The sequence below is a fragment of the Streptosporangium sp. H13245 genome, assembly GCF_055690525.1.
Genome location: NZ_JBSZKT010000043.1, coordinates 1 through 22,120, shown reverse-complemented (window position 1 = coordinate 22,120; position 22,120 = coordinate 1). Strand labels below are relative to the sequence as shown.

16 protein-coding genes are annotated in these 22,120 nt (G+C 72.3%); 8 read left to right on the top strand and 8 right to left on the bottom strand.

Annotated elements, in window-relative coordinates; all coding sequences use genetic code 11:
• Positions 1-24: 24 nt before the first annotated feature.
• Together ACW9TB_RS34815 and ACW9TB_RS34810 are read left to right on the top strand one after the other, a co-directional pair.
• Complete coding sequence (locus tag ACW9TB_RS34815; protein WP_472752365.1) at positions 25-3,075, top strand: amidohydrolase family protein; 3,051 nt, start codon at positions 25-27, stop codon at positions 3,073-3,075.
• Between the two features lie 413 nt (positions 3,076-3,488).
• The gene (locus ACW9TB_RS34810) at positions 3,489-4,709 is read left to right on the top strand and encodes an MFS transporter (protein WP_472752364.1); all 1,221 of its coding nucleotides are present in this window, start codon (positions 3,489-3,491) and stop codon (positions 4,707-4,709) included.
• Positions 4,710-4,795: 86 nt separating this feature from the next.
• Here the strand turns inward: ACW9TB_RS34810 and ACW9TB_RS34805 are convergent, their stop codons facing one another.
• The 3 genes from ACW9TB_RS34805 to ACW9TB_RS34795 form a co-directional block, all read right to left on the bottom strand.
• Positions 4,796-6,031, bottom strand: coding sequence for an NADP-dependent isocitrate dehydrogenase (locus ACW9TB_RS34805; protein ID WP_472752363.1), 1,236 nt, complete (start codon positions 6,029-6,031; stop codon positions 4,796-4,798).
• 147 nt (positions 6,032-6,178) lie between these two features.
• Positions 6,179-7,576, bottom strand: coding sequence for an MmgE/PrpD family protein (locus tag ACW9TB_RS34800; protein WP_472752362.1), 1,398 nt, complete (start codon positions 7,574-7,576; stop codon positions 6,179-6,181).
• Positions 7,569-8,738 carry a citrate synthase gene (locus tag ACW9TB_RS34795; protein ID WP_472752361.1) on the bottom strand — a complete coding sequence of 390 codons (1,170 nt, stop codon included), beginning with the start codon at positions 8,736-8,738 and terminating at the stop codon, positions 7,569-7,571. Before ACW9TB_RS34795 ends, ACW9TB_RS34800 begins: the two co-directional genes overlap by 8 nt.
• Positions 8,739-9,189: 451 nt before the next feature.
• Between ACW9TB_RS34795 and ACW9TB_RS34790 the strand changes: the two genes are divergently transcribed.
• On the top strand, positions 9,190-11,613 hold the full coding sequence (locus ACW9TB_RS34790; RefSeq protein ID WP_472752360.1) for an AfsR/SARP family transcriptional regulator: 2,424 nt from the start codon (positions 9,190-9,192) through the stop codon (positions 11,611-11,613).
• A gap of 69 nt (positions 11,614-11,682) precedes the next feature.
• On the opposite strand, the gene ACW9TB_RS34785 is transcribed toward ACW9TB_RS34790, so the two are convergent.
• Entirely contained in the window at positions 11,683-12,921 is a 1,239-nt protein-coding gene (locus tag ACW9TB_RS34785) for an MFS transporter (RefSeq protein WP_472752359.1), read from the bottom strand.
• A 288-nt stretch (positions 12,922-13,209) separates the two neighbouring features.
• Here ACW9TB_RS34785 and ACW9TB_RS34780 point away from each other — a divergent pair, with 288 nt between their 5' ends.
• A complete protein-coding gene (locus ACW9TB_RS34780) occupies positions 13,210-13,566 on the top strand; it encodes a YciI family protein (RefSeq protein WP_472752358.1) in 357 nt (118 codons plus the stop codon).
• A gap of 8 nt (positions 13,567-13,574) precedes the next feature.
• Complete coding sequence (locus tag ACW9TB_RS34775) at positions 13,575-14,792, top strand: RNA polymerase sigma factor (RefSeq protein ID WP_472752357.1); 1,218 nt, start codon at positions 13,575-13,577, stop codon at positions 14,790-14,792.
• 39 nt (positions 14,793-14,831) lie between these two features.
• Here ACW9TB_RS34775 and ACW9TB_RS34770 read toward each other — a convergent pair whose 3' ends face one another.
• From ACW9TB_RS34770 to ACW9TB_RS34755, 4 genes are all read right to left on the bottom strand, one after another.
• A complete protein-coding gene (locus tag ACW9TB_RS34770; protein ID WP_472752356.1) occupies positions 14,832-15,506 on the bottom strand; it encodes a FadR/GntR family transcriptional regulator in 675 nt (224 codons plus the stop codon).
• Positions 15,507-15,543: 37 nt separating this feature from the next.
• Positions 15,544-16,563 (bottom strand): MBL fold metallo-hydrolase, encoded by a 1,020-nt coding sequence (locus ACW9TB_RS34765; RefSeq protein ID WP_472752355.1) that lies wholly within the window; start codon positions 16,561-16,563, stop codon positions 15,544-15,546.
• A gap of 228 nt (positions 16,564-16,791) precedes the next feature.
• The gene (locus ACW9TB_RS34760; RefSeq protein ID WP_472752354.1) at positions 16,792-17,949 is read right to left on the bottom strand and encodes a steroid 3-ketoacyl-CoA thiolase; all 1,158 of its coding nucleotides are present in this window, start codon (positions 17,947-17,949) and stop codon (positions 16,792-16,794) included.
• A 173-nt stretch (positions 17,950-18,122) separates the two neighbouring features.
• Positions 18,123-18,725 (bottom strand): TetR family transcriptional regulator, encoded by a 603-nt coding sequence (locus ACW9TB_RS34755; protein WP_472752406.1) that lies wholly within the window; start codon positions 18,723-18,725, stop codon positions 18,123-18,125.
• Positions 18,726-19,023: 298 nt separating this feature from the next.
• Here ACW9TB_RS34755 and ACW9TB_RS34750 point away from each other — a divergent pair, with 298 nt between their 5' ends.
• The 3 genes from ACW9TB_RS34750 to ACW9TB_RS34740 all read left to right on the top strand — a co-directional run.
• Complete coding sequence (locus ACW9TB_RS34750; RefSeq protein ID WP_472752353.1) at positions 19,024-20,109, top strand: acyl-CoA dehydrogenase family protein; 1,086 nt, start codon at positions 19,024-19,026, stop codon at positions 20,107-20,109.
• On the top strand, positions 20,109-21,263 hold the full coding sequence (locus tag ACW9TB_RS34745) for an acyl-CoA dehydrogenase family protein (RefSeq protein ID WP_472752352.1): 1,155 nt from the start codon (positions 20,109-20,111) through the stop codon (positions 21,261-21,263). The genes ACW9TB_RS34750 and ACW9TB_RS34745 overlap by 1 nt, the downstream gene beginning before the upstream one ends.
• A gap of 64 nt (positions 21,264-21,327) precedes the next feature.
• Positions 21,328-22,120: FAS1-like dehydratase domain-containing protein (locus ACW9TB_RS34740; RefSeq protein ID WP_472752351.1), on the top strand; the 793-nt coding region annotated here is incomplete at its 3' end.

Below are 22,120 nucleotides of genomic sequence, written 5' to 3'. Positions count from 1 at the left end.
GCCGTTCCTGGTGTCGAGTCCGTTTTGGGGGCGCTCGCCCCAGCCGAGCTCGCGTCGGCCGCCACCCTCGTCAGGGGCCGCCGGACGCTCACCTTCACCCGTCTCACCAACGGCACCGTGGCCGCCTCGCCCGCCGGTGACAGGCTGATCCTGGAGGTCCAGGGCATCCTGTGGTCGCTCCCGCGCGGGGGCGGAAAGGCCGTCGCCCTGACCGCCGCCGACCTCGAACCCACCCGGCCCACCTGGTCGCCCGACGGGTCCACCGTGGCCATGTGCGCGTACAAGGGGGGCGGTTTCCACATATGGACCATGGCTCCGGACGGCTCGAACCTGCGCCGCCTCACGGACGGCCCCTGGGACGACAGGGGGGTGAGCTGGTCCCCGGACGGCAGAAGGATCGCCTTCGCCTCCGAGCGCGGCGGGGACCCCGCCAAGGGCAGCTCGTACCACATCTGGACCGTGGACGTCCGCGACGGCAGGCTGACGCGGCTGACGACCGGCCCGCAGAACGACTACGACCCGGCGTGGTCCGCCGACGGCCGGAGCATCCTCTTCGTCAGGGCCGAGGCGCTGGAGGCCCGCGCCCTCGTCTCGGTCCCCGCGGCGGGCGGCGAGGCCACCGTGGTGCGCACCGTCACCACGGGCACCCTGTCGTGCCCCGCGCCGTCGCCCGACGGCGCGCGGGTCGCCTACATCCACGTCACCGCGGGGGAGAGGGGGCCCGACGCCGCCCTCATGGTGGACGGCGCGCGGGTCGCCGAGGGCGAGGACGTCTTCCCGGTGCCCGTCCGCTGGCTGTCCGCGAACGAGCTGCTCTACCTCGCCGACGGGCAGGTCCGGGTGCGGCGGCTGGACTCGGGGAACGTCGCGGAGATCCCGTTCAGCGCGCGGCTCGACGTGCCGGACCCCTCGTACCGGGACAAGAAATACGACTTCGACTCCACCGAACCCCGGCCCGTGCGCGGGATCCACCACCCGGTGCTCGCGCCGGACGGCAAGTCGGTCGCGTTCGTCGCGCTCAACACCCTCTGGCTCATGCCCGTCGGCGGCCGGCCGCGCAAACTCGTCCAGGCCAAACCGGAGCACTACATCCAGTCACCGGTCTGGGCGCCCGACGGGCGCAGCGTCCTGTACTGCGACGACCGGGACGGGCTGTACGCCGTGCACCGCAGGAACGTCGCCGACGGCACGGAGACGACCCTCGCCACCGGCGGCCGGGTCAACCCGGCCCTCTCTCCCGACGGCACCCGGCTCGCCTGCCACGACCCCGCGGGAAACCTGCTGGTCCGCGACCTGGCGACCGGTACGGAGCGCACGCTGGTCGCCGCGCTCGGCGCGGGCGGCCTGCCGGGCCCGCCCACCTGGTCCCCCGACGGCCGCCACATCGCCCTCGCCGACCGCAACCGGCTGACCCAGCGCTTCCGCGAGGGCTACAACCTCATCCGCGTCGTCGACACGCGCACCGGGGAGGCGGTCCTGCACGCCCCCGCCGGGCACCTGTCGCTGTCCGACCGCTACGCCTCCGGGCCCGTGTGGTCTCCCGACGGGAAATGGATGGCGTTCGTCGCCGAGTCCGCGCTGTGGGTGCTCCCCGTCCGCGCCGACGGCGCTCCCGCCGGGGCGCCGAGGCGGATCACCGACGAGGCCGCCGACCATCCCTCCTGGGCCGGAGACTCCAGGACCATCCTCTACCTGGCCGGGGGCGACCTCCGGCTGGTCGACCGCGACGGCGGGTCGCGCCGCGCGCTGCGCGCCCCGCTCACCTACCGCCGCAAGTCGCCGCCCTCCGTCACGACCCGCGTCCACGCGGGCCGCCTGTGGGACGGCACCGGCGACAGGGTCCTGGAGAACGTCGACGTCGTCGTGCGCGGCAACCGCGTCGTCGCCGTCGAGCCGCACCGGCCCGGCAGGCCCCGAGGCACCGACCGCCATGTCGACGCCTCCGCCCACACCGTGCTGCCCGGCCTGTGGGACTCCCACGTCCACCCCTGGCAGTACACCTACGGCGGACGGCAGAACATCGTCAACCTCGCCTACGGCATCACCACGACCGTCTCCCTGGGAGGCTTCGCCTATGAGGGCGTACGCCTCCGCGAGGCCATCGCCTCCGGGGAGATGGACGGGCCGCGCCTCTTCGCGACCGGCGAGCTGATCGACGGCTCCCGGGTCGCGTACACCATGGGCCGCGCCCACCAGACCCGCGAGGGCGTGCGCCGCACCCTCGACCGGGCGGCCACGCTGGACTACGACTTCGTCAAGACGTACGTGCGCGCGGACGGCTGGATCATGGAGGAGGCCGTCAGGGCCGCCCACGGGAAACTCGGCGTCCGGGCCGGGAGCCACCTGTGCTATCCGGGGATCAACCTGGGGCAGGACCTCACGACGCACCTGCAGGCCACCCAGCGGCTGGAGTACGGTCACGCGACCTCCGCGCTGGGCCGCGCCTACCAGGACGTCGAGGAGGTCTACCGGAGTCCCGGTTTCCACCTCGTCGCCACCCCCTTCTCCGCGCTGCAGCTGCTGGGCGCGGACCCCTCGCTCGCCGAGGACCCCCGGGTGACCCGGCTGATGCCCCCGTGGGACGTCGCCATGGTGCGCGGCACCGCGGCGGAGCCCCCGACGTTCGCCGAGCTGCTCAGGATCGAGACCGAGGTCGACATCTACCGGCGCATGATCAGGGAGGACGGCGCCGGTATCGCGCTGGGCACCGACTCGCCGCTCTACCCGGTCGGGCTCCACCTCCACCTGGCCCTGCGGGCGCTGCACCGGTACGGCTTCTCCGCCACGCAGGCGCTGCGTACCGTCACGGCGCTGCCGGCCCGGGTGTTCGGCGTCGAGGACGACCTGGGCACGGTCGAGCCCGGCAAGCTCGCCGACCTGGTCTTCGTCGACGGAGACCCGTTCAGGGACTTCTCCGCGCTGGTGCGGACCCCGATGACGATGCGGGACGGCGTGCTGCGCCGCCAGGAGGAGCTGATGACCCAGAACGCCAGGCTGTCCCAGGCCGGTGGGACCGACTGGCTGGAGACGTCCCGGCTCATGCGCAAGGACGGCTGCTGCTCCGAGCACCTCTGAGACGTCCGGACCTCCGGGCCACGGCGTCCCACCGTGGCCCGGAGGTCCGGGACGACCGGCGGTGATTGGCGCCCGGCGGGAAAACGGTAATAAATCGTATTCGTCTATTTCTATTGGCCGGGTGGTCCATGCTGTGAATCCCATCACGTTCGTACGCCGATTCGTTGACCGAAACCATTCGGCGGGAATCGCGTTTCTGTGGATTGCCCCGCCGGATGGCGGGAACGGTTCCCTATTCGCAAGGCGCGTTCCGGCGGCGGGATGACGCGCCCGCCTCCGCCGGTATCCCCGCGGATCCGGTAACGCGGTTCGAACGCCGTTGGAGAACGCCACGCAGTCAGGCTGTTCGCGGGCGCGGATGCGGATCCACGCGAGCCGGCCGGAGCCCGCCGACTCGGAGGTGAATACCGCGAGTGACCGTCAAACAACAGAGCAAGCAGAGTAAATCGCTTCATATCTCTCACGGCTGGCGCATCGTCGTCGCCCTGGCCATAACGCAGACCGTCGGCTACGGGGTGCTCTACTACGCGTTCGCCGTTTTCCTCAGCCCCATGCGGCGCGAGCTGGGCGCCTCCGTCAGCCAGGTCACCGGCGCCTTCACCCTCGCCGTGCTGATCACCGGGCTCGCCGCCCCGCTGGTCGGCCGGTGGCTGGACCGCCACGGCGGGCGCGGCCTCATGACGCTGGGCTCGGTCGCGGGCACGCTGGCGACGTTCGCCTGGTCCCGGGTCGACAACCTGCCCGGCCTCTACGCGGTCCTCGCCGTCATCGGCCTGGCCTCGGCCATGACGCTCTACGAACCGGCGTTCGCGATCGTCGTCGCCTGGTTCGACCCCGCCCGCCGCTCCACCGCCCTGCTGACCGTCACCCTGGTGGCCGGATTCGCCTCCAGCATCTTCCTGCCCCTCACCGGGCTGCTCGTCGACCTCCACGGCTGGCGCACCGCCCTGGTCTACCTCGCGGTCATCCACGCCGTGACCACCATCCCGCTGCACGCCTTCTTCATCCGGCGCCCGCCCCTCGCCGAGGCCCCCGATCCCGCCGGGAGGGACGAGCCTCAGAATGACGCCGGTCTGCGGGAGGCCATGCGCGGGCGGGCCTTCTGGCTGCTGGCCGTCGCGTTCGTCGCGCACACCGCGGCCATCGCGATCGTCGCCGTCCACCTGCTCGCCTACCTCACCGAACTCGGCCATTCCCCCACGTTCGCCGCGTCCGTCACCGGGCTGCTCGGCATCCTGTCGGTCACCGGCAGGCTCGTCACCACCGGTCTTCACCGGCGCTTCTCGGCCGCCGGGGTCACCGCCGCCGTCTTCTTCCTCCAGGCCGTGGCCGCGATGCTCCTGCCGGTGCTCGGGAGGAGCGGGGTCGGCGCCGTCGCCTGCGTGATCGCCTTCGGGATCGGCTTCGGGGTCGGCACCCTGGCCCGCCCCGTGCTCCTCGCCGAGAGGTACGGCGTCACCGGTTACGCGACCATCGCCGGAGCCCAGGCCCTTCCGATCATGCTCGCCAAGGCGCTCGGCCCCCTGGCGGCGGCCTTCCTCAGCCAGGGGATGGGCTACCCCTTCGTGATGCTCGTGGTCGCCGTCTCCAGCGTCGTCGCGTCCGCCATGCTCGTCGCCTACGGAAGATCCTGAGGGTTCACGCCCGTCGCCCGCGGAAGGTCCCGCGAAGGTCCTGCGAAGGTCCCGCGAAGGTCCCGCGGAAGGGCTTACGGAAGGTTTTACGGAAGGTCCCGAGGGCGCTCCCGCGTCTCCCGTTCCAGGTTCTCCGCCACCGCGCCGACGAACTCCTGCGTGCTCAGCCACGGGGTGCCGTCGCCGACGAGCAACGCCAGGTCCCTGGTCATCCGGCCCGCCTCCACGGTCCGCACGCAGGCCCGCTCCAGCGCGGAGGCGAAGGCGACGACCTCGGGGGTGCCGTCCAGCCGCCCCCGGTGGGCGAGGGCGCGGGTCCAGGCGAAGATGGACGCGACGGGGTTGGTCGACGTCGGCGCGCCCCGCTGGTGGCGCCGGTAGTGGCGGGTGACCGTGCCGTGCGCGGCCTCGGCCACGGCGACGCGGCCGTCGGCCGTCATCAGCACCGACGTCATCAGGCCGAGCGAGCCGAAGCCCTGCGCGACGAAGTCGGACTGCACGTCCCCGTCGTAGTTCTTGCACGCCCAGACGAAGCCGCCCTCGGACTTGACGGCGTGGGCGACCATGTCGTCGATCAGCCGGTGCTCGTAGCCGATCCCCGCCTCCTCGAACCCGGCCTTGAACTCGGCCTCGAACGTCTCGGCGAACAGGTCCTTGAAGCGGCCGTCGTACGCCTTGAGCACCGTGTTCTTCGTCGAGAGGTACAGCGGGAGGCCGCGGGTCAGCGCGTAGCGCATCGTAGCGCGCGCGAAGTCGCGGATCGACGCGTCGAGATTGTACATCCCCAGCACGACACCGCCGCCGGGGAACCGCGCGACCTCCGTCTCGATCGGCTCCCCGCCGTCGTCGGGGACGTACACGAGCTTCGCGACCCCGGGCCGTGACACGGCGAAGTCGGCCGCCTTGTACTGGTCGGCGTGCGCGTGCCTGCCGATGACGATCGGCCGGGTCCACCGGGGCACCAGCCGGGGGATGTTCGACATCACGATGGGCTCGCGGAAGATGACGCCGCCGAGCAGGTTGCGGATCCTGGCGTTCGGCGAGGTCCACATCCGCTCCAGGCCGAACTCCTCGACCCGCGACTCGTCCGGGTTGATCGTGGCGCACTTGACGCCCACACCGTGTCTCCCGATCGCCCGCGCGGCCTCCGACGTCACCTCGTCGCCGGTGGCGTTCCGGTTCTGGATCGACAGGTCGTGGTAGTCCAGGGTGATGTCCAGATGGGGAAGAATGAGCTGTTCCTTGATGAGCCGCCAGATCACCCGGGTCATCTCGTCACCGTCGAGCTCCGCGACCGCGCCCCTTACCTGGATCTTCCGCATGGTGTGCGCTCCTCGTCCTGGGCGGGATGACTGGAAGGGGTGACTGAGGGGATGGCCGGGCGGGACGGTGCCCGCCGGATCCGGCCGTGCCGGTGGCCCGGGACACATCCCGGGCCACCGGCCCGACCACACCGGCGACGAGACCGGTCACGAACTCCGGTCGTCGGCCTTCGTGTCCCCCGGCACCTGCCGGAGGAGGTCGGTCAGCGCGCTCGTCGGCCGCTCGTCCAGGCTCCCCACGCAGTCGGCGATCTCGTCGCGCAGCTGGGGAGTGAGGAAGCGCTCCGTCAGCGAGCCGAACTTCGCCAGCGCCGAGGCCCAGTCGGCGGGACGGCGCCAGTGCCCGGCGTAGTCGCGCTTCTCCCGCTCCAGGACGGTGCCGTCGTGCAGCCGGATCCGCAGGCGGCAGCCCAGCTCGTCGGGGAACCTCTCGGTGTAGCTCCGCTCGGCCCGGATCTGGACCCGGCCGAGCAGGTCCTGGACGTCGGCGGCCACGATGCGCTCCGGCGCGTACTGGGCGGGAAGCACCTGCCCGTCCAGCAGCCCCACGGCGAGCAGGTACATGAGGGAGTGGTCGGCCTCCTCCTTGGTGCTGATCCGCGTCTTGTCGCCGTCGCTGCCGCCGCCGATGATGTCGTACGCCACGTCGAAGGTGTCCAGTTCCACCGAGGCGATGTCCGCGTGGCCGAGCCCGTGCTCCGCGCGCAGTTCCAGGGCGGCCTCCAGCGCCGACTGGGAGTGCACCTCGGCGTTGAACCGTTTGACGAACGTCCGAAGGATCCGGTCGAAGCCCTCGTTCTCCCAGTCCACCTCGAACCGGCCGGAGATGGCGTCCATGAGGCCCTTGCGGCCGTCCAGGGCGCCGAGGGGGCCGGTGAGCCCGCGCGCGGCGAGGAAGGTGAGGTGGGTCGTCGCCGCCGCCGCGTACGGGTAGGCGAGTCCCTTCCAGTGGGACAGCGCGGTGCGGGTGACGCGCAGCGCGTTGAGCGCCGTGCCCGCCATGGCCAGGGCGTGCGACGCCTGGTCGGTGTCCAGGCGCAGCGCGCGCGAGACACCGGCGCCGGTGGCGTAACCGGCGTGGGTGGTGTGGTCGAAGTGCCGCCACCGGACCGCGCCCTCGTCCCCCAGCCTGCACTGCACCTGGTAGGCCACGCCGATCGCGGTGAGCAGCTCGCTGCCCGGCAGGTCGCGGTACTCCGCCGCGGCGAGCACCGCGCCGATGTTGTCACTCGGGTGGAAGGTCTCGCCGGGGGCGATGTACGAGTCGTTGAAGTCCAGGTAGCGGACCAGGGCGCCGTTGTACAGGGCCGCCTCGTACGGGGAGGTGCGCCCGCCGCCGATGAGGGAGACGAGGGGCGGGCCGCCGAACTCGGCCAGGTCCTCCCTCAGGATCGCGATCGGCGGCCCGTCCAGGGCTCCGACGGCGCAGCCCAGCGCGTCCAGCAACCGGATCTTCAGGGTGTCGCGCACGTCGTCCGGGACGTCCTCGAACCTGGCCGACGTGGCGTACCTGGCCAGCCGGCGGGTCATGGGCTCGTCAGCCATGGGGTCGACCTCTCTGTGAAAGGGAAGGGACGGGCCGGGTGGGCCCACCGGCGAAGGCGGTGACCGGCCGGATCAACCGGTTTCCCGCGTGCTGTTCGAGCAGGTGGGCACCCCAGCCGACCAGCCTGGCCATCGCGAAGGTGGCCGAGAACATGGACCTGGGCAGCCCGACCGCCTCCATGACGAGGGCCGCGTACAACTCCACGTTGGCGCGCAGCGACCGGCCGGGTTTGACCTCGTCGAGGATGACGGCCGCGTGCTTCTCCACCCGCTGGGTGAGGTCGAGGCGCTCACACCCCAGGCGCGCGGCGACCTCGCGCAGGCTGTTGGCCCGCGGATCGACGGTCCGGTAGATGCGGTGGCCGAAACCCATGATCCGTTCGTCCCTGGACAGGCGTTCGCGCAGCCAGGGCTCCACGCGGTCCGGGGCGCCGATCTCGTCCAGCATCTCCAGGGCGAGGATCGGGGCTCCGCCGTGCAACGGCCCGCTCAGCGCGCCGAGGGCGCCCGACAGCGCCGATCCGAGGTCGGCGCCGGTGGAGAGGATGACCCGCGCGGCGAAGGTGGAGGCCGCCATGCCGTGCTCCGCGGCGATGATCAGGTACTGCTCCAGGGCGCGGGCGTGCTCCTCGGAGGGCGGCTCGCCGGTCATCATGTAGAGGGCGTTGCCCGCGTGGCCCAGGGCCGGGTCGGGGGCCACCGGCCGCAGGCCGTTCCGCAGCCGGTGCAGGGCCGCCAGCAGGATCGGCGCGGACACCGTGGCGTGGAGCACCTGGCGGCGCAGGACGGCGCGGTCCAGGTCGAGGACCGGTGCCCAGTCGAGGGCCCTGGCCAGCAGGGCGACCGCCGACTGCAGCCAGGCGATGCCGTCGGTCCTCGCTCCCAGGCGCGCCAGGCCGGGAAGCAGCTCGGCGACCGCCTCGGGGATCTCGCGCAGGGCCTCGACCTCCCGCAGGAAGTCATCCCGCCGCGCCGCCGTGGGCAGGTGCCCGTCCAGCAGCAGGCACCAGACCTCCTCCAGGGTGCAGGCGTCGGCCAGGTCGATGGCGTCGTGGTCACGGTAGCGATATCGGCCCAGGTGACCGTCCACATGGGAGATCTGCGTGTGGCACAGGATTATGTCGTTGAGTCCGTACACCACGGGACGGCTGGGACCGCTCAAGACTTCCGTCCTCGGGTTCGTGGGCTGGGTGTGCCGCGGGATCGCCGTTCGGCACCCTTACTCGCGGCACGTTCGACGGCGAGTTCGGTAACTGTGAGTTCCACGGAGAGCGCATCCTCTTATGAATACGATCGGCGACATGGTGAATACGCCGAATACAGCGTGGACGCCTGCGGCGGCAGGCCGGTGGCCGTCATAACGGCGACGGCGATTAAGGGGAAAAGGTCGCGCCCTGTCTCCCTCCAAGTGGCCGGAGATCTTGTAGGCCAATAATTACAGTCGCGACTCTAAGTTGATCTTTATTTTTTCTTGCGGTCGCGGGGGTTATGGTTTGATAGGACCTGGTGTTTACTGTGGAATTTACGAGACCTGTCGCGGGGAGGTTCCGCTGGAGTTCTTTCTGCTCGGCCCCGTGCAGGCGAGCGACGCGGGCCGGCCGGTGAATTTGGGAGTGCGCAAGCAACGGTTCGTGCTGGCGTTGCTCGCACTGGAAGTGAACAAACAGGTGACCACGGAACGGCTGGTCGAATTGACGTGGCCGCAGGACCCGCCGGTGACCGCGCGAGGGATGATCCACACGTACATCAGCGGGTTGCGGGCGGCCGTGGCCGGTTTCGGCGGGAGGTCGGCCGGGGTCCGGGTCGACCGGGGAGCGGCCGGTTACACCCTGTGCTGCGACCCCGAGCGCGTCGACGTCCACCGGTTCCGCGCCCTGCTCGCCGAGGCCAGGAACAGCGACGACGAGCGGCGCGTGGAACTGCTGAGCCGGGCGCTGGCGCTGTGGCGCGGGCCCGCGCTGGCCGGGGCCGCCTCGGAGGAGGTCAGGGAGAACGTCTGCCGGGGCCTGGACGAGGCACGGCTCACCGCGGTCGAGGACCTCGTCGAGGCCAGGCTGCGTCTCGGCCGGCACGAGAGCCTGCTTGAGGAGCTGCTGGCGCTGGCCGCCGAGCACCCGCGCCGCCCGCGCCTGACCGGCGGGCTCATGCAGGCGCTGCACCGCGCCGGACGCACCGCCGAGGCGCTGGAGGTCTACGAGCACACCCGGCAGCGGCTCGGCGAGGAGCTCGGTCTGGACCCTCCGGCCGAGCTGCGGGAGCTCCACCTGAGCATCGTGCGCAACGACCCCCTTCCCGACCGGCACCCGGCACCTACGGGCGAGGCGGCACCGGTGCCGCGGCAACTGCCCGCCGACCTGCCCACGTTCACCGGCCGCGCCGCGGAGCTGGGCCGCCTGCTCGGCGTGGCCGGTGACGAGGCGCGGTCCTCGGCGACCGTGGTGGTCGGCGCGATCGACGGGACGGCGGGCGTCGGCAAGACCGCGCTGGCGGTGCACGCCGCGCACCACCTGGCCGACCGCTTCCCCGACGGGCAGCTCTTCGTCGACCTGCACGGTTTCACGTACGGCATGGCGCCGACCACACCGGCCGACGCGCTGAACGGGCTGCTGCGCGCGCTGGGCGTTCCCGGGGAGAGGATCCCGCACCAGCTGGACGACCGCGCCTCCCTGCTGCGGACCACCCTGGCCGGGCGGCGCATGCTGATCCTGCTCGACAACGCCGCCACCGAGACGCAGCTCCTGCCGCTGCTGCCGGGCAGTCCCGGCTGCCTGGTCCTGATCACCAGCAGGCGCCGGTTGATCGGCCTGGACGACGCGTACCGGATCCGGCTGGACGTGCCGCCGTCCCGCGACGCGGTCGCGATGTTCTCCCGGTTCGCCGGGGCGGACCACCCTCCGGGACGGGTCACCGAGGTGGTCGAGCTGTGCGGGAGGCTGCCGCTGGCGCTGCGCATCGCCACCGCCCGCCTGCGGGCCAGGCCCGCCTGGACCCTGGCGCACCTGACCGACCGGTTGCGCGACGAACGCCGCCGGCTGGCCGAGCTCGAGGTCGGGCAGCGCAGCGTGACGGCGGCCGTCGACCTGTCCTACCACCAGCTGCCGTCCGCGCAGCAGCGCCTGTTCCGGCTGCTCGGCCTGCGCCTCGGCGCGGGTCCCGACGTCCGTACGACCCCGGATCCGGGCGCGGGCCCGGACGTCTCCGCGCCGGGTTCCGTCGCCGGTCCGGGCGTCTCAGGGGCGGAGGCCACCGCCGATCCCGAGGTGGGCCTGGACGCCTACGCCGCGGCGGCGCTGGCCGACTCCACCCTCCAGCACGCCGACCGGCTGCTCGGCGACCTCCTGGAGGCCAACCTGATCTCCGAACCGGCCCCGGGCCGCTACCGGTTCCACGATCTGCTCCGCGTCTACGCGGCGGCGAAGGCCGACGCCGAGGAGCCCGCGGGCGAGCGGCAGGCCGCCCTGGTCCGCCTGCTCGACCACTACGTCCACACCGCCTCGGAGGCGACGAAGGTCCTGCGTCCCCTGGAGGCGCCGCGACGGCCACACGTCCGGTCGTCACCCACCCCCGCCCCGGTCTTCGGGACGCGGGCGGAGGCGGCGCGGTGGATGGGGGCCGAACTGGCCAACCTGCTCGCCGCGGCCGACCACGCGGCCACGCACGACCTGCCCGTCCAGGCCCTGCACCTGTCCGTGAGCCTCCACCGCCACCTGCGGGCCCACGCCCGCTACGCCGGTGCGCTCCACGGCCTGGCCCTGCGCGCCGCCCGCCAGGCCGAGGACGGGTACGGCCGGGCCGAGGCGCTCGTCAGCCTGGGCCACGCCCACCTGCGGGCCGACCGCCACGGGCAGGCGGAGATCTGCCTCAGGCAGGCGCTGGGCGTCGCCCGCGCGATCGGCTACGGCGCCGGTGAGCTCAACGCGCTGACCGGCCTGGGCCACGTCCATCTACGGACCGGCCGCCGGGAGCAGGCCGACGACTGCTTCCGGCACGCCCAGGCCATCGCCAAGGAGATCGGCGCCCCGGACGTCTCCCCGTGACGGGACGAGCGCCCCGGATGTCTCAGCGTGACCGGACGAGCGCGAGGGCGCCCCTGAGATGTCATGCCCTCACGGCCGGGCCGCCGCGCTCCCCGGAAGGGTCTCGTACATGCGGGCCGCGACCAGCAGGCCGGAGGCGGCGGTGAGCGCGGTGACGGTCCAGACGACGGAGGTCAGGCCCCACAGGTCGGCGACCACCCCCGCCAGCAGCGCGCCGACGGCGAAGCCGCCGTCACGCCACAGCCGGTAGACGCCGATGGACCGGGCCCGCCACGCCGGGTGGGCGACGTCGCCGATGACGCTGAGCAGCGTCGGGTAAACCAGCGCGGTACCCACCCCGAGGAGCACCTGGGCGGCGGCCCAGACCGGGAAGGTGGAGCCGACGGCAACCGTGGCGATGGCCACCGCCTGGACCAGCATGCCCGCGGTGATCAGGTGTTTGCGGCCGACGCGGTCGGACCACCAGCCGGTGAGCATCTGGCCGAACCCCCAGACGGCCGGGTACAGGGCGGCCAGCACGCCGATCTCGGCGACGGACAGGCCCCGCGCGGCGAAGATCAGCGGAAAGACGCCCCAGGCGACGGCGTCGTTGAGGTTGTTGACCATGCCCGCCTGGCTGGCCGCCGACAGGGCCCGGTCGGTGAGGGTGGTACGCCGGAGGATCTGCCGGACGGTCAGGTCGGACCGCCCGCGTCCGGCCGCCTCAAGGCGGGCGTGGTCACGCGTCTCCCGTACGGCCAGCACCGACAGGCCCAGGCCGAGGGCGGCGTAGGCGGCGCCGAGCAGGAACGGCACCGGGCGCAGCCCGTAGGCGCCCGCGAGATACCCGGTGGCCAGCGCGGTCGCCGCGACCGCGACGTAACCGGCGGCCTCGTTGAGTCCCATGGCCAGGCCCCGGCGCTCGGGACCGGCCAGGTCGATCTTCATGATGACGGTCGTCGACCAGGTCAGTCCCTGGTTGACGCCGAGCAGGACGTTGGCCGCCACGATCCAGCCCCAGGAGGGGCCCCAGGCCAGCATGGCGGGCACGGGAAGCGCGACGAGCCACCCGGCGACCAGGACGGGCCTGCGGCCGTAGCGGTCGGAGAGCGTCCCCGCGAAGAGGTTGGTGACCGCCTTCACCAGGCCGAAGGCGAGGATGAAGGTGAGCACGCCGCTGTAGGCGGTCAGGTGGAAGGTCCGCTCGGCGAGCAGGGGCAGCACGGTACGCTCCTGGCCGAGCACGCCGCCGACCAGCGCGTTGACCGCGACCAGCAGGGTGAACTGGGCGAGGTTGGCGCGCAGCCCGAGCCGTACGGGGGTGCTCATGCGGTCTGCTCCGGGATCCGCGGTTCCTGGGGTCGTCGAGGTTCACGGTGCTCGGAGTGCCTACCCGAGGACGGCGGATCCTATGCGCGCGAGGCGGTCCGCGACCGGTCACGACGACGGCCCGTTCTCCTAGGACTCCCCGTATCGGCGCTCGCGTGACCCGGGTGTTTCGCGCGGGGGAAATATTTTCGGGGGAAAGTCGTGCCCCGTGTCGATCCGGCCCGACGCCGTTCGTGTGGAGGACAGGAGCGCGGCACCGACGCCGCGTCAGCCCAGGAGGGACAGGCGATGAAACAGTATCTGCTCAGTATTTACCAGCCCGACGGAGGTTCTCCCGGCCCCGAGACGATGGAGCCGATCATGCGGAACCTGAACGCGCTGGAACAGGAGATGCGGGCGGCCGGCGCGTGGGTCTTCTCCGGCGGCCTGCACTCCCCGGACACGGCGACCGTGGTCCGCGTCAGGGATGGTGACACGCTCATGACCGACGGCCCGTACGCCGAGGGCAAGGAGCACCTCGGCGGGTTCACGGTCGTCAGGGCGCCCGATCTCGACGCGGCGCTCGAATGGGGCCGCAGGCTCGCCCTGGCGATCGGCCTCCTCCCCATCGAGGTGCGGCCGTTCCAGGGCGAGGCGAACGGCTGACATCCGGTATGCCGGGCGTTTCCGGCGCGGAGATCGACCGCGTGTTCCGTGCCGAGTACGGGCGCGCGGTCGCGGTCCTGGTCCGCCTCCTCGGCGACATCGACCTCGCCGAGGAGGCGGTCCAGGACGCGTTCACCGTGGCGGCGGACCGGTGGCCCCGCACCGGCCTGCCGCCGAGCCCGGCCGGGTGGATCATCACCACCGCCCGCAACCGGGCGATCGACCGCTTCCGGCGGGAGGCGACGCGCCGGGACCGCCACGCCCAGGCGGCGCTGCTGCGCGCCGACGACGAACCGCTGGAGGAGGGCGCCGTGCGCGACGACCGGCTCCGCCTGATCTTCACCTGCTGCCACCCCGCCCTGGCCGCGAGCGCCCAGGTCGCGCTGACGCTGCGGCTCCTGGGCGGGCTGACCACCGCCGAGATCGCCAGGACCTTCCTGGTGCCCGAGCCGACCATGGCCCAGCGCCTGGTCCGGGCCAAGAACAAGATCCGTGACGCGGGGATCCCGTACCGTGTCCCGGCCGAGGCCGACCTCCCCGACCGGCTCCGGGCGGTCCTGGCCGTGGTCTACCTCATCTTCAACGAAGGCCACACGGCGAGCTCGGGCGAGCGGCTGGTCCGCGAGGACCTCTGCGCGGAGGCCATCCGGCTGGGACGGCTCCTGGCCGGGCTCATGCCCGACGAGCCCGAGGTCATGGGGCTGCTCGCGCTCATGCTGCTCGTCGAGTCCCGCAGGGTCGCCCGCACCACGCCGGACGGCGACCTGGTGCTGCTGGCGGACCAGGACCGGAGCCGCTGGGACCGCGACCTGATCACCGAGGGCCAGGCCGTCGTCCGGTGGTGCCTGCGGCGTGACCGGCCGGGCCCGTACCAGATCCAGGCCGCGATCAACGCCGTCCACAGCGACGCGCCGACTGCGGCCCTCACCGACTGGTGGCAGATCCTGGCGCTGTACGACCGGCTCCTGGCCCTGGCTCCCAACCCGGTCGTGGCCCTCAACCGCGCGGTCGCGGTGGCCGAGGTCGACGGGCCGGGGGCGGCGCTCACCCTGGTCGACGACCTCGACCTCGGGGGCTACCACCTGTTCCACGCCGTCCGCGCCGACCTGCTCCGGCGGCTGGGGCGCACCACCGAGGCGGCGCGGGCCTACGAGGAGGCGATCGCCCTCACCCGCAACGCGGCCGAGCGCGACTTCCTGTCGCGCAACCGTCAGGCGCTCGGCTGAGCCCGGCTCCCCCGTACGACGGGGGAGCCCGGACGCCCTTCAGGCGAGGGCGCTGCGGAGCCACTCCTCGACGCCGGCGATGTGGACCGTGGCCCAGGCCCGCGCGATCTCCGGCTGGCGGGCGGCGATGGCGTCGCAGATCGCGGTGTGCTGCTCGCGGGTCTTCTCCAGGGCGTTCTCCTGGGTGAGGCCCCGCCAGATCCTGGCCCTGGTGGTGGGCCCCGAGAGGCTCTCTATGAGGGAGCACAGCACCGCGTTGCCCGACCCCGCCGCGATGCGCTGGTGGAACTCCAGGTCGTTGGCCACCAGCTGCTCGACGCTCGGATCGGGAGGCAGCTCGTCGAGGATCTTGCGTAGCTCGGTGACCTCGGACTCGGACATGTACGTCGCCGCCATCGCGGTCGCCGCGGGCTCCAGGATCCGCCGGACCTGGAAGAACTGCAGCACGGTGTCGTCCTGGTGGAAGTCGACCACGAACGACATCGCGTCGAGCAGGAGCCTCGGCTCCAGGCTGGTCACGTACGTGCCGTCGCCCTGGCGCACGTCCAGCACATTGATCAGGGCCAGGGCTCTGACGGCCTCGCGCAGGGAGTTGCGCGACAGCCCGAGCCGATCGGCCAGGTCGGCCTCCTTGGGCAGCCTGCTGCCCGGGGCGAGCTCGCCAGACAGGATCATCTGCTTGATCTTGTCGATAGCGGCGTCGGTGACCGCCACTGTGCACCGTCCTCAGGTCGCGCCAGACATCCGATGTCTATGAGTGTATGGCGAACCGGACCGGATCCACTCCCATCACACGGCGGACGATTCCGCGAACCTCCAGCGTGCGCAGATGGGCCGCGGCCTCTCCAGCCGCCATCCCGCGCAGTACGGCGGGAAAGTCCGCCCAGGGGCGATTCCAGGTCATCCGCCCAGCGATCTCCCAGATGGTCAGCGGCCCCTCCGCCTCGGCGAGCAGGGCGGCCAGCCGTCGGAGCTTCTCCTCGTGGTGGATGTGGATCTCCGTCGCCCGAGCCGCCGTGTCCTGAAATATCCATTCATGGGCGGGTAGGGCCTCGAGGTGTCCCAGCCCCTTCACCTTCTCCAGCGACTCCAGGAAGTCGCTGAGCGGATCCACGTCCGCGCGGTCGTACGGGTAGATCCCGATGTGCGGCGTGATCGCCGGAAGCACGTGGTCCCCGGTGAAGATCCGGTCGGCGTCCTCCAGGTGCAGGCAGACGTGGCCGGGCGTGTGGCCGGGCGTCCAGATCGTCCGGAGCCTGCGCCCCGGCAGGTCGATCAGGTCGCCGTCGGTGAGAACGCGGTCGGGCACCGCGGGCGGCTGCGGCCGGTTCCCCGTCACCTCCTCCACCTCGACACTTCCCGCTCCCGCCCGGCGCAGCATGTCGGCCTGGAAGTCGCGGTGCGCGTCGCCCTGGAACTCCCGCATGAGACCGATCAGCGCGGCGTCGGCCTCGTGCATCGCGATCCACGCGCCGGACTCCTCCCTGACCTGACCGGCCAGCCCGGCGTGGTCGGGATGGAAGTGGGTCACGACCACCCCGCGCACGTCGCGGACGTCCATGCCGACCGCCCCCAGCCCGTCGCGCAGCGCCAGCCACGCCTCGGGGGCGTTCCAGCCCGCGTCGACCAGCAGGGGACCGGCGGGGGACTCGATCGCGTAGACCAGCGTGTAGCCGAGCGGGTTGCCGGGGATCGGGACGGGCACGCTCCACACCCCGCCGCCGGTGTCGAACGGACGCTGCTCGCTGTACGGCCTGCGGCGGGATTTCAACGCTGCTGCTCCTTGTGCGGCCTGCGGGGTATCAACGGTGGCGCTCCTTGTGCGGCCTGCGAGGTATCAACGGTGGGCTCCTTTTACCGGCTTTTAACGGCTTTTACCGGCGCCGCTCAGGACGCTTCAGGGGGTCGGCGCCCTTCGCGCGGCCCGGATCCCGGTCCCGCTCAAGGCGCTCCGGGAGGTCGGTGCCGCCCAGAGGCGCTCCGGGAGGGTCGGTACGGCTCAGAGGCGCTCCAGGATGGTCGCGGTCGCGAGCGCCCCGCCCGCGCACATCGACACCAGCGCGGTCGAGGAGCCGGACCGCTCAAGCTCGTGCAGGGCGGTGGTGATCAGCCGGGAACCGGTCGCTCCGACCGGATGGCCGAGCGCTATGGCGCCGCCGTTGACGTTGACCCGTTCCATGTCCGGCCTGTGCACCGACGACCAGGACAAGACTACCGAGGCGAAAGCCTCGTTCACCTCGAACCTGTCGATGTCGGCCGTGCCCATCCCGGTCGCGGACAGCACCCTGGCGGTCGCGTCCACCGGCCCGTCCAGGTGGTAGTACGGCTCGGAGCCGACGAGCGCCTGGGCGAGGATACGGGCCCGGGGGCGCAGGCCGTGCCGGGCGGCGGCCTCCTCGCTCATGAGCAGCACGGCCGCCGCGCCGTCGGAGATCTGCGAGGAGGTACCCGCCGTGTGCAGGCCGTCCTTACCCATGACGGGCCTGAGCCCGGCCAGCCCCTCGACGGTGGTCTCGCGCAACCCCTGGTCCCTGTCGACGACGCGGGTCTCGCCGGTGGGCCGCCCGTCCCGGTCGAGGACCGGCGCGGTCACCGCGACGACCTCCCGGTCGAAGCGGCCCTGGGCCCACGCCTCCGCGGCGAGGCGCTGGGACCTGGCGCCGAACGCGTCGAGCCGCTCGCGGGTCAGCCCGCGCCGCCGCGCGATCCGTTCGGCGGCGGTGAACTGGTCGGGCAGGTCGACGGCCCAGTCGTCGGGCCGGGGGTTGGCGGGCAGCACGTTGGAACCGAGCGGCGCCCGGCTCATCACCTCGACGCCGCAGGCCACGCCGACGTCGACGACCCCGGCCTGGATGAGCGCCGCGACCAGGTGCACCGCCTGCTGCGAGGAGCCGCACTGCGCGTCGACCGTGGTCACGCCCGTCTGGTACGGCAGCCCGGCGTAGAGCCAGGCGTGCCGCCCGACGTGGCCGCCCTGCTCCCCGGCCTGCGTGACGCACCCGGCGAAAACCTGTTCCACGGCGGCGGGGTCGATGCCCGACCTGTCGATCAGGCCGTTGAGCGCCGCGGCGAGGACCGCCTGCGGCTTCAGCCCGGCGAGCCATCCGTTCCGCCTGCCGATCGGGGTTCGCACTGCCTCGACGATCACCGCACCCATAACGATCTCCTCGCCGTCCGGCTCGGAGCTCGCGGCCACCGGGCGGCCATCCTCGCCGGTCCGCCCGCTCGCGCGCCGCTCCAGAACGTCGCTCTAGTCGCTGTACGTAGCGACTGTAACGGGTTCTAGTTTCACGCGGAAGGAGGGGCGGGGTTTCCCAGGGCGCGGGAGCCTTAAGCGGAGGGCTGGAAGTCGGCGAGCAGGCGCCCGGCGGCGATCTCGATGCGGCGCTGGATCTGCTCGTACGTGCGGCGGCCCCGGAGCATCTCCATGAGCTCGTGCACCCAGACGCTGGACAGTGAGCCCGCGAGGGCGAACTGCTCCTCGGTGGCGGTCTCGGCGCTGAGGTCGGCCCCGGCGACGCGCAGCAGCAGCCCCGCCATCCGGTCGCCGAACGGTATGTCGACATCGGCCATGATCAGCGAGCGGATGAGCGCGTCGGCGAGCTCGGGCTCGCGCATCAGGCCCCGGGTGGCGCGCATCAGCACGTCGACGGCCCGTCCCGAGGCCGTGGCGGCGTTGGGCGGGCGGCGCTCGATGCTGGTCTCCAGGAGGTCGATCTCCTCGCCGACGACGGCGACGACGAGATCCATCTTGGAGGGGAAGTATCGGTAGAGCGTCCCGAGCGCGACCCCGGCGCGCTCGGCGACGGTCCGCATCTGCATCGCCTCGACGCCACCCCGCGAGGCGAGGGCGGCGGCGGCCTGGACGATGCGCTTGCGCCGCTGGTGCTGGCTCCTGGTGCGGACGCCCGTGGACGCCGACTCGCTCTGCATGCCGGATGCCCCCTCGGTCGTGGCCGGATCGGCGTCGCTCGGGGCTTGCCTGCCGGTGCGGTGCGGGGTGACCGGCGTATCGGTGGTCGCATGCGGGGTGCGCATGAGAACACGTTATCTGATTTCAGGATACTCCGATGGGTTACTCGCCAGTCACAAAGATGCCCCGCGCTTACATGGCATATGCGGTGCGGCGGTTATGCGATGACTTATTGCGATTGACTGGCCCTGGACACAGAATAGAATCTGTTCTACTTTCCGGAAGGGTGACGCGGCCGACAGAAACCCTGGAGCGCCAGTGGACTTCGATCTCGACGAGACACAGACCGACCTGCGCGGACTCGCGGCCGACCTCCTCGGCAGGGAGGTGACCCCCGCCAGGCTCGAAGCCCACGAGAAGGGGGGCGCGTCCCACGACGCCGCCCTGTGGCGATCCCTGGCCCGGGCGGGACTGCTCGGCGTCTGCCTGCCCGAGGAGGCCGGGGGCGCGGGGCTCGGGCCGGTGGAGATGGCGGTCGTCCTGCGGGAGATCGGCGCCCACGTGGCCCCGGTCCCCGCCGAGCAGAGCCTGGTCGCGGCGCAGGTGATCACCAGGTACGGTTCCCGGGAGCAGCGCGAGGCACTGACCCCGCTGGCCGGAGGCGAGATCTCGCTGGCCGCCGCCCCCTCGGAACCGGGCCGCGACCTCGGTGCCCCGCCGGTCACGACCGCCCGTGAGGACGGCGCCGGATGGGTGCTGGACGGCGCCAAGGGTACGACGCCCTACGCCGCCCAGGCCGCGAGGATCCTGGTCCCCGCCGCCACCGCCACCGGGGTCGGCCTGTTCCTGGTCGACCCCGCCGAGGCGATCCTGCGGCCGGTGCCGACCTCCACCGGCGAGCCCGCCGCCGCGCTCACCCTGGAGGGCACCCCCGGCGAGCTCGTCGGAGCCCCGGACGGCACGGCGTCCGGCGGCCTGCGGAGACTGGCGCTGGCCGGGAACATCGCCGTCACCTCCGGCGTGCTGGCCGGGGCGCTGGCGCTCACCACCGGGTACATCAGGACGCGCAAGCAGTTCGGCCGGGCGCTGGCCGAGTTCCAGGCGGTCACCGTGCAGATCGCCGACGTCTACATCGCCGGGCGGGCCCTGGACGTGGCCGTGTGGTCCGGGGCGTGGCGGCTGGCCGAGGGGGCGGACGAGGAGGCCGAGGCGGACCTCGCCGTCGGCGCCCTGACCGCGGCCGACCAGGCGCTGCGGGCGCTCTACACCTGCCAGCACCTGCACGGCGGGATCGGCGTGGACGTGACCTACCCGCTGCACCGCTACTTCGCCTGGGGCAAGCACCACGCCCACCTGCTGGGCGGGGTGGAAGCCCGGCTCGACACGATCGGAGCGCTCGTCTGATGCTGATCGACCTGACTCCCGGCCAGAAGAGGCTCCGCGACGAACTGCGCGAGTACTTCCGGTCGTGCCTCACCCCCGAGGACCGCGCGCGGATCTCCGCCGACCCGTTCGGCCACGCCTACATGGAGCACTGCCGCACCCTCGGCCGCGACGGCAGGCTCGGGCTCGGCTGGCCCAAGGAGTACGGCGGCGGCGGGTACGGCCCGCTGGAGCAGCAGATCTTCGCCAACGAGATCGCCCGCGCCGAGGTGCCGTACCCGATCATCACCGTCCAGACCGTCGGCCCCACCCTCATGCAGTACGGGACGGCGGCGCAGAAGGAGTTCTTCCTGCCGCGCATCCTGGCCGGGGAGTGCCACTTCGCGATCGGCTACAGCGAGCCGGGGGCGGGCACCGACCTGGCCTCCCTGCGCACCACCGCGGTCCGCGACGGCGACCACTACGTCGTCAACGGGCAGAAGATCTTCACCTCGGGCGGCCACTACTCCCACTACATCTGGCTGGCCGCCCGTACCGACCCGGACGCGAAGAAGCACCGAGGGATCACGATGATGATCGCCGACTGCGCCGACCCCGGCTACTCGTGGACCCCGATCGTCACGATGGACGGGAACCACCACACCAACTCGACCTACTACTCCGACGTACGCGTACCGGTGGACATGGTCGTGGGGGAGGAGAACAAGGGCTGGGACCTGATCGTCAACCAGCTCAACCACGAGCGGGTCACGCTCGGCCCCGCGGGAAACATCGCGCACACCTACGACCGGTTCCTGGCCTGGGCCCGCCGTACCGGCACGATCGGGGAGCCCGCGGTACGCAGGGCGCTCGGCCAGGTCTACGCCTACTTCCGGACCAACGAGCTGCTGAACTGGCAGGTCGCGGCGAACATGGACCTCGGCTGGCTGGGCGCCCCCGACGCCTCGGCCACCAAGGTGTACGGCTCGGAGCGGCTGCAGGACGTCGGCAGGATCGTCGGCGAGGTCCTGGCCCGCTTCGGCGACCCGTCGGACCCGGACACCGCGGACCTGATGCGGCGCGTGGACCGCGGCGCGAAGGGCGCGCTCGTGCTCACCTTCGGCGGCGGGGTCAACGAGGTCCAGCGCGAGCTCATCGCGATGCTCGGCCTGAGCCTGCCGAGGCCGCCCCGATGACCGCCCCGACGGTCGAGACGACGACCGAGACGCTCCTGGGGCCCCGGCACCCGAGGTCGCCCCGATGACCGAGACGCCCGAGACCGCCCCGACACCCGCGAAGCCTCCGGTGGCTTCGGCGGGGTCCGCCTCCTCGCACGAGCGGATCGTCGCCCTGGCGGAGCGGCAGGTCGCCGAGGGCGAGGTGCTCGGCGTCGCGGAGGCGGATCCGGTGAACATCCCGATGATCCGGCACTGGACCGACGCCATGGGCGACGCCAACCCGCTCTACACCGACCCCGAGGCCGCCGAGGCCGGGGTGCACGGGGGGATCGTGGCCCCACCGGCGATGATCCAGGTCTGGACGATGCCCGGCGTGGACGCGAGCAGGAGGAAACGGCCGGGCACGCCGGTCGACGACCTCCTCGCGACGCTGGACGGCGACGGCTACACCGGGGTGGTCGCCACCAACTGCGAGCAGACCTACCACCGCTACGTGCGGCTCGGCGAGTTCCTGGTCCCGGCCACCCGGCTGACCGGCGTCACCGGCCCGAAGCGGACCGCGCTCGGCGAGGGCTACTTCGTCACCTGGAACGTCACCTGGTACGCCGACGGCGAGGCCGTGGCCGACATGCTGTTCCGGATCCTGAAGTTCCGGCCCAGGGAACGGGCGGGGGAACCGGACGGGGACGAGACCGCGACAAAGCGGAACGGGCTCACCCCCGCGAAGAACGCCCCCCTTGAGAACCCGTCCGTTCAGGACGCGCCCTCGCAGAACGCCTCCACCCAGGACGCGCCCTCGCAGAACGCCTCCACCCAGGACGCGCCCTCGCAGAACGCCTCCACCCAGGACGCGCCCTCGCAGAACGCCTCCACCC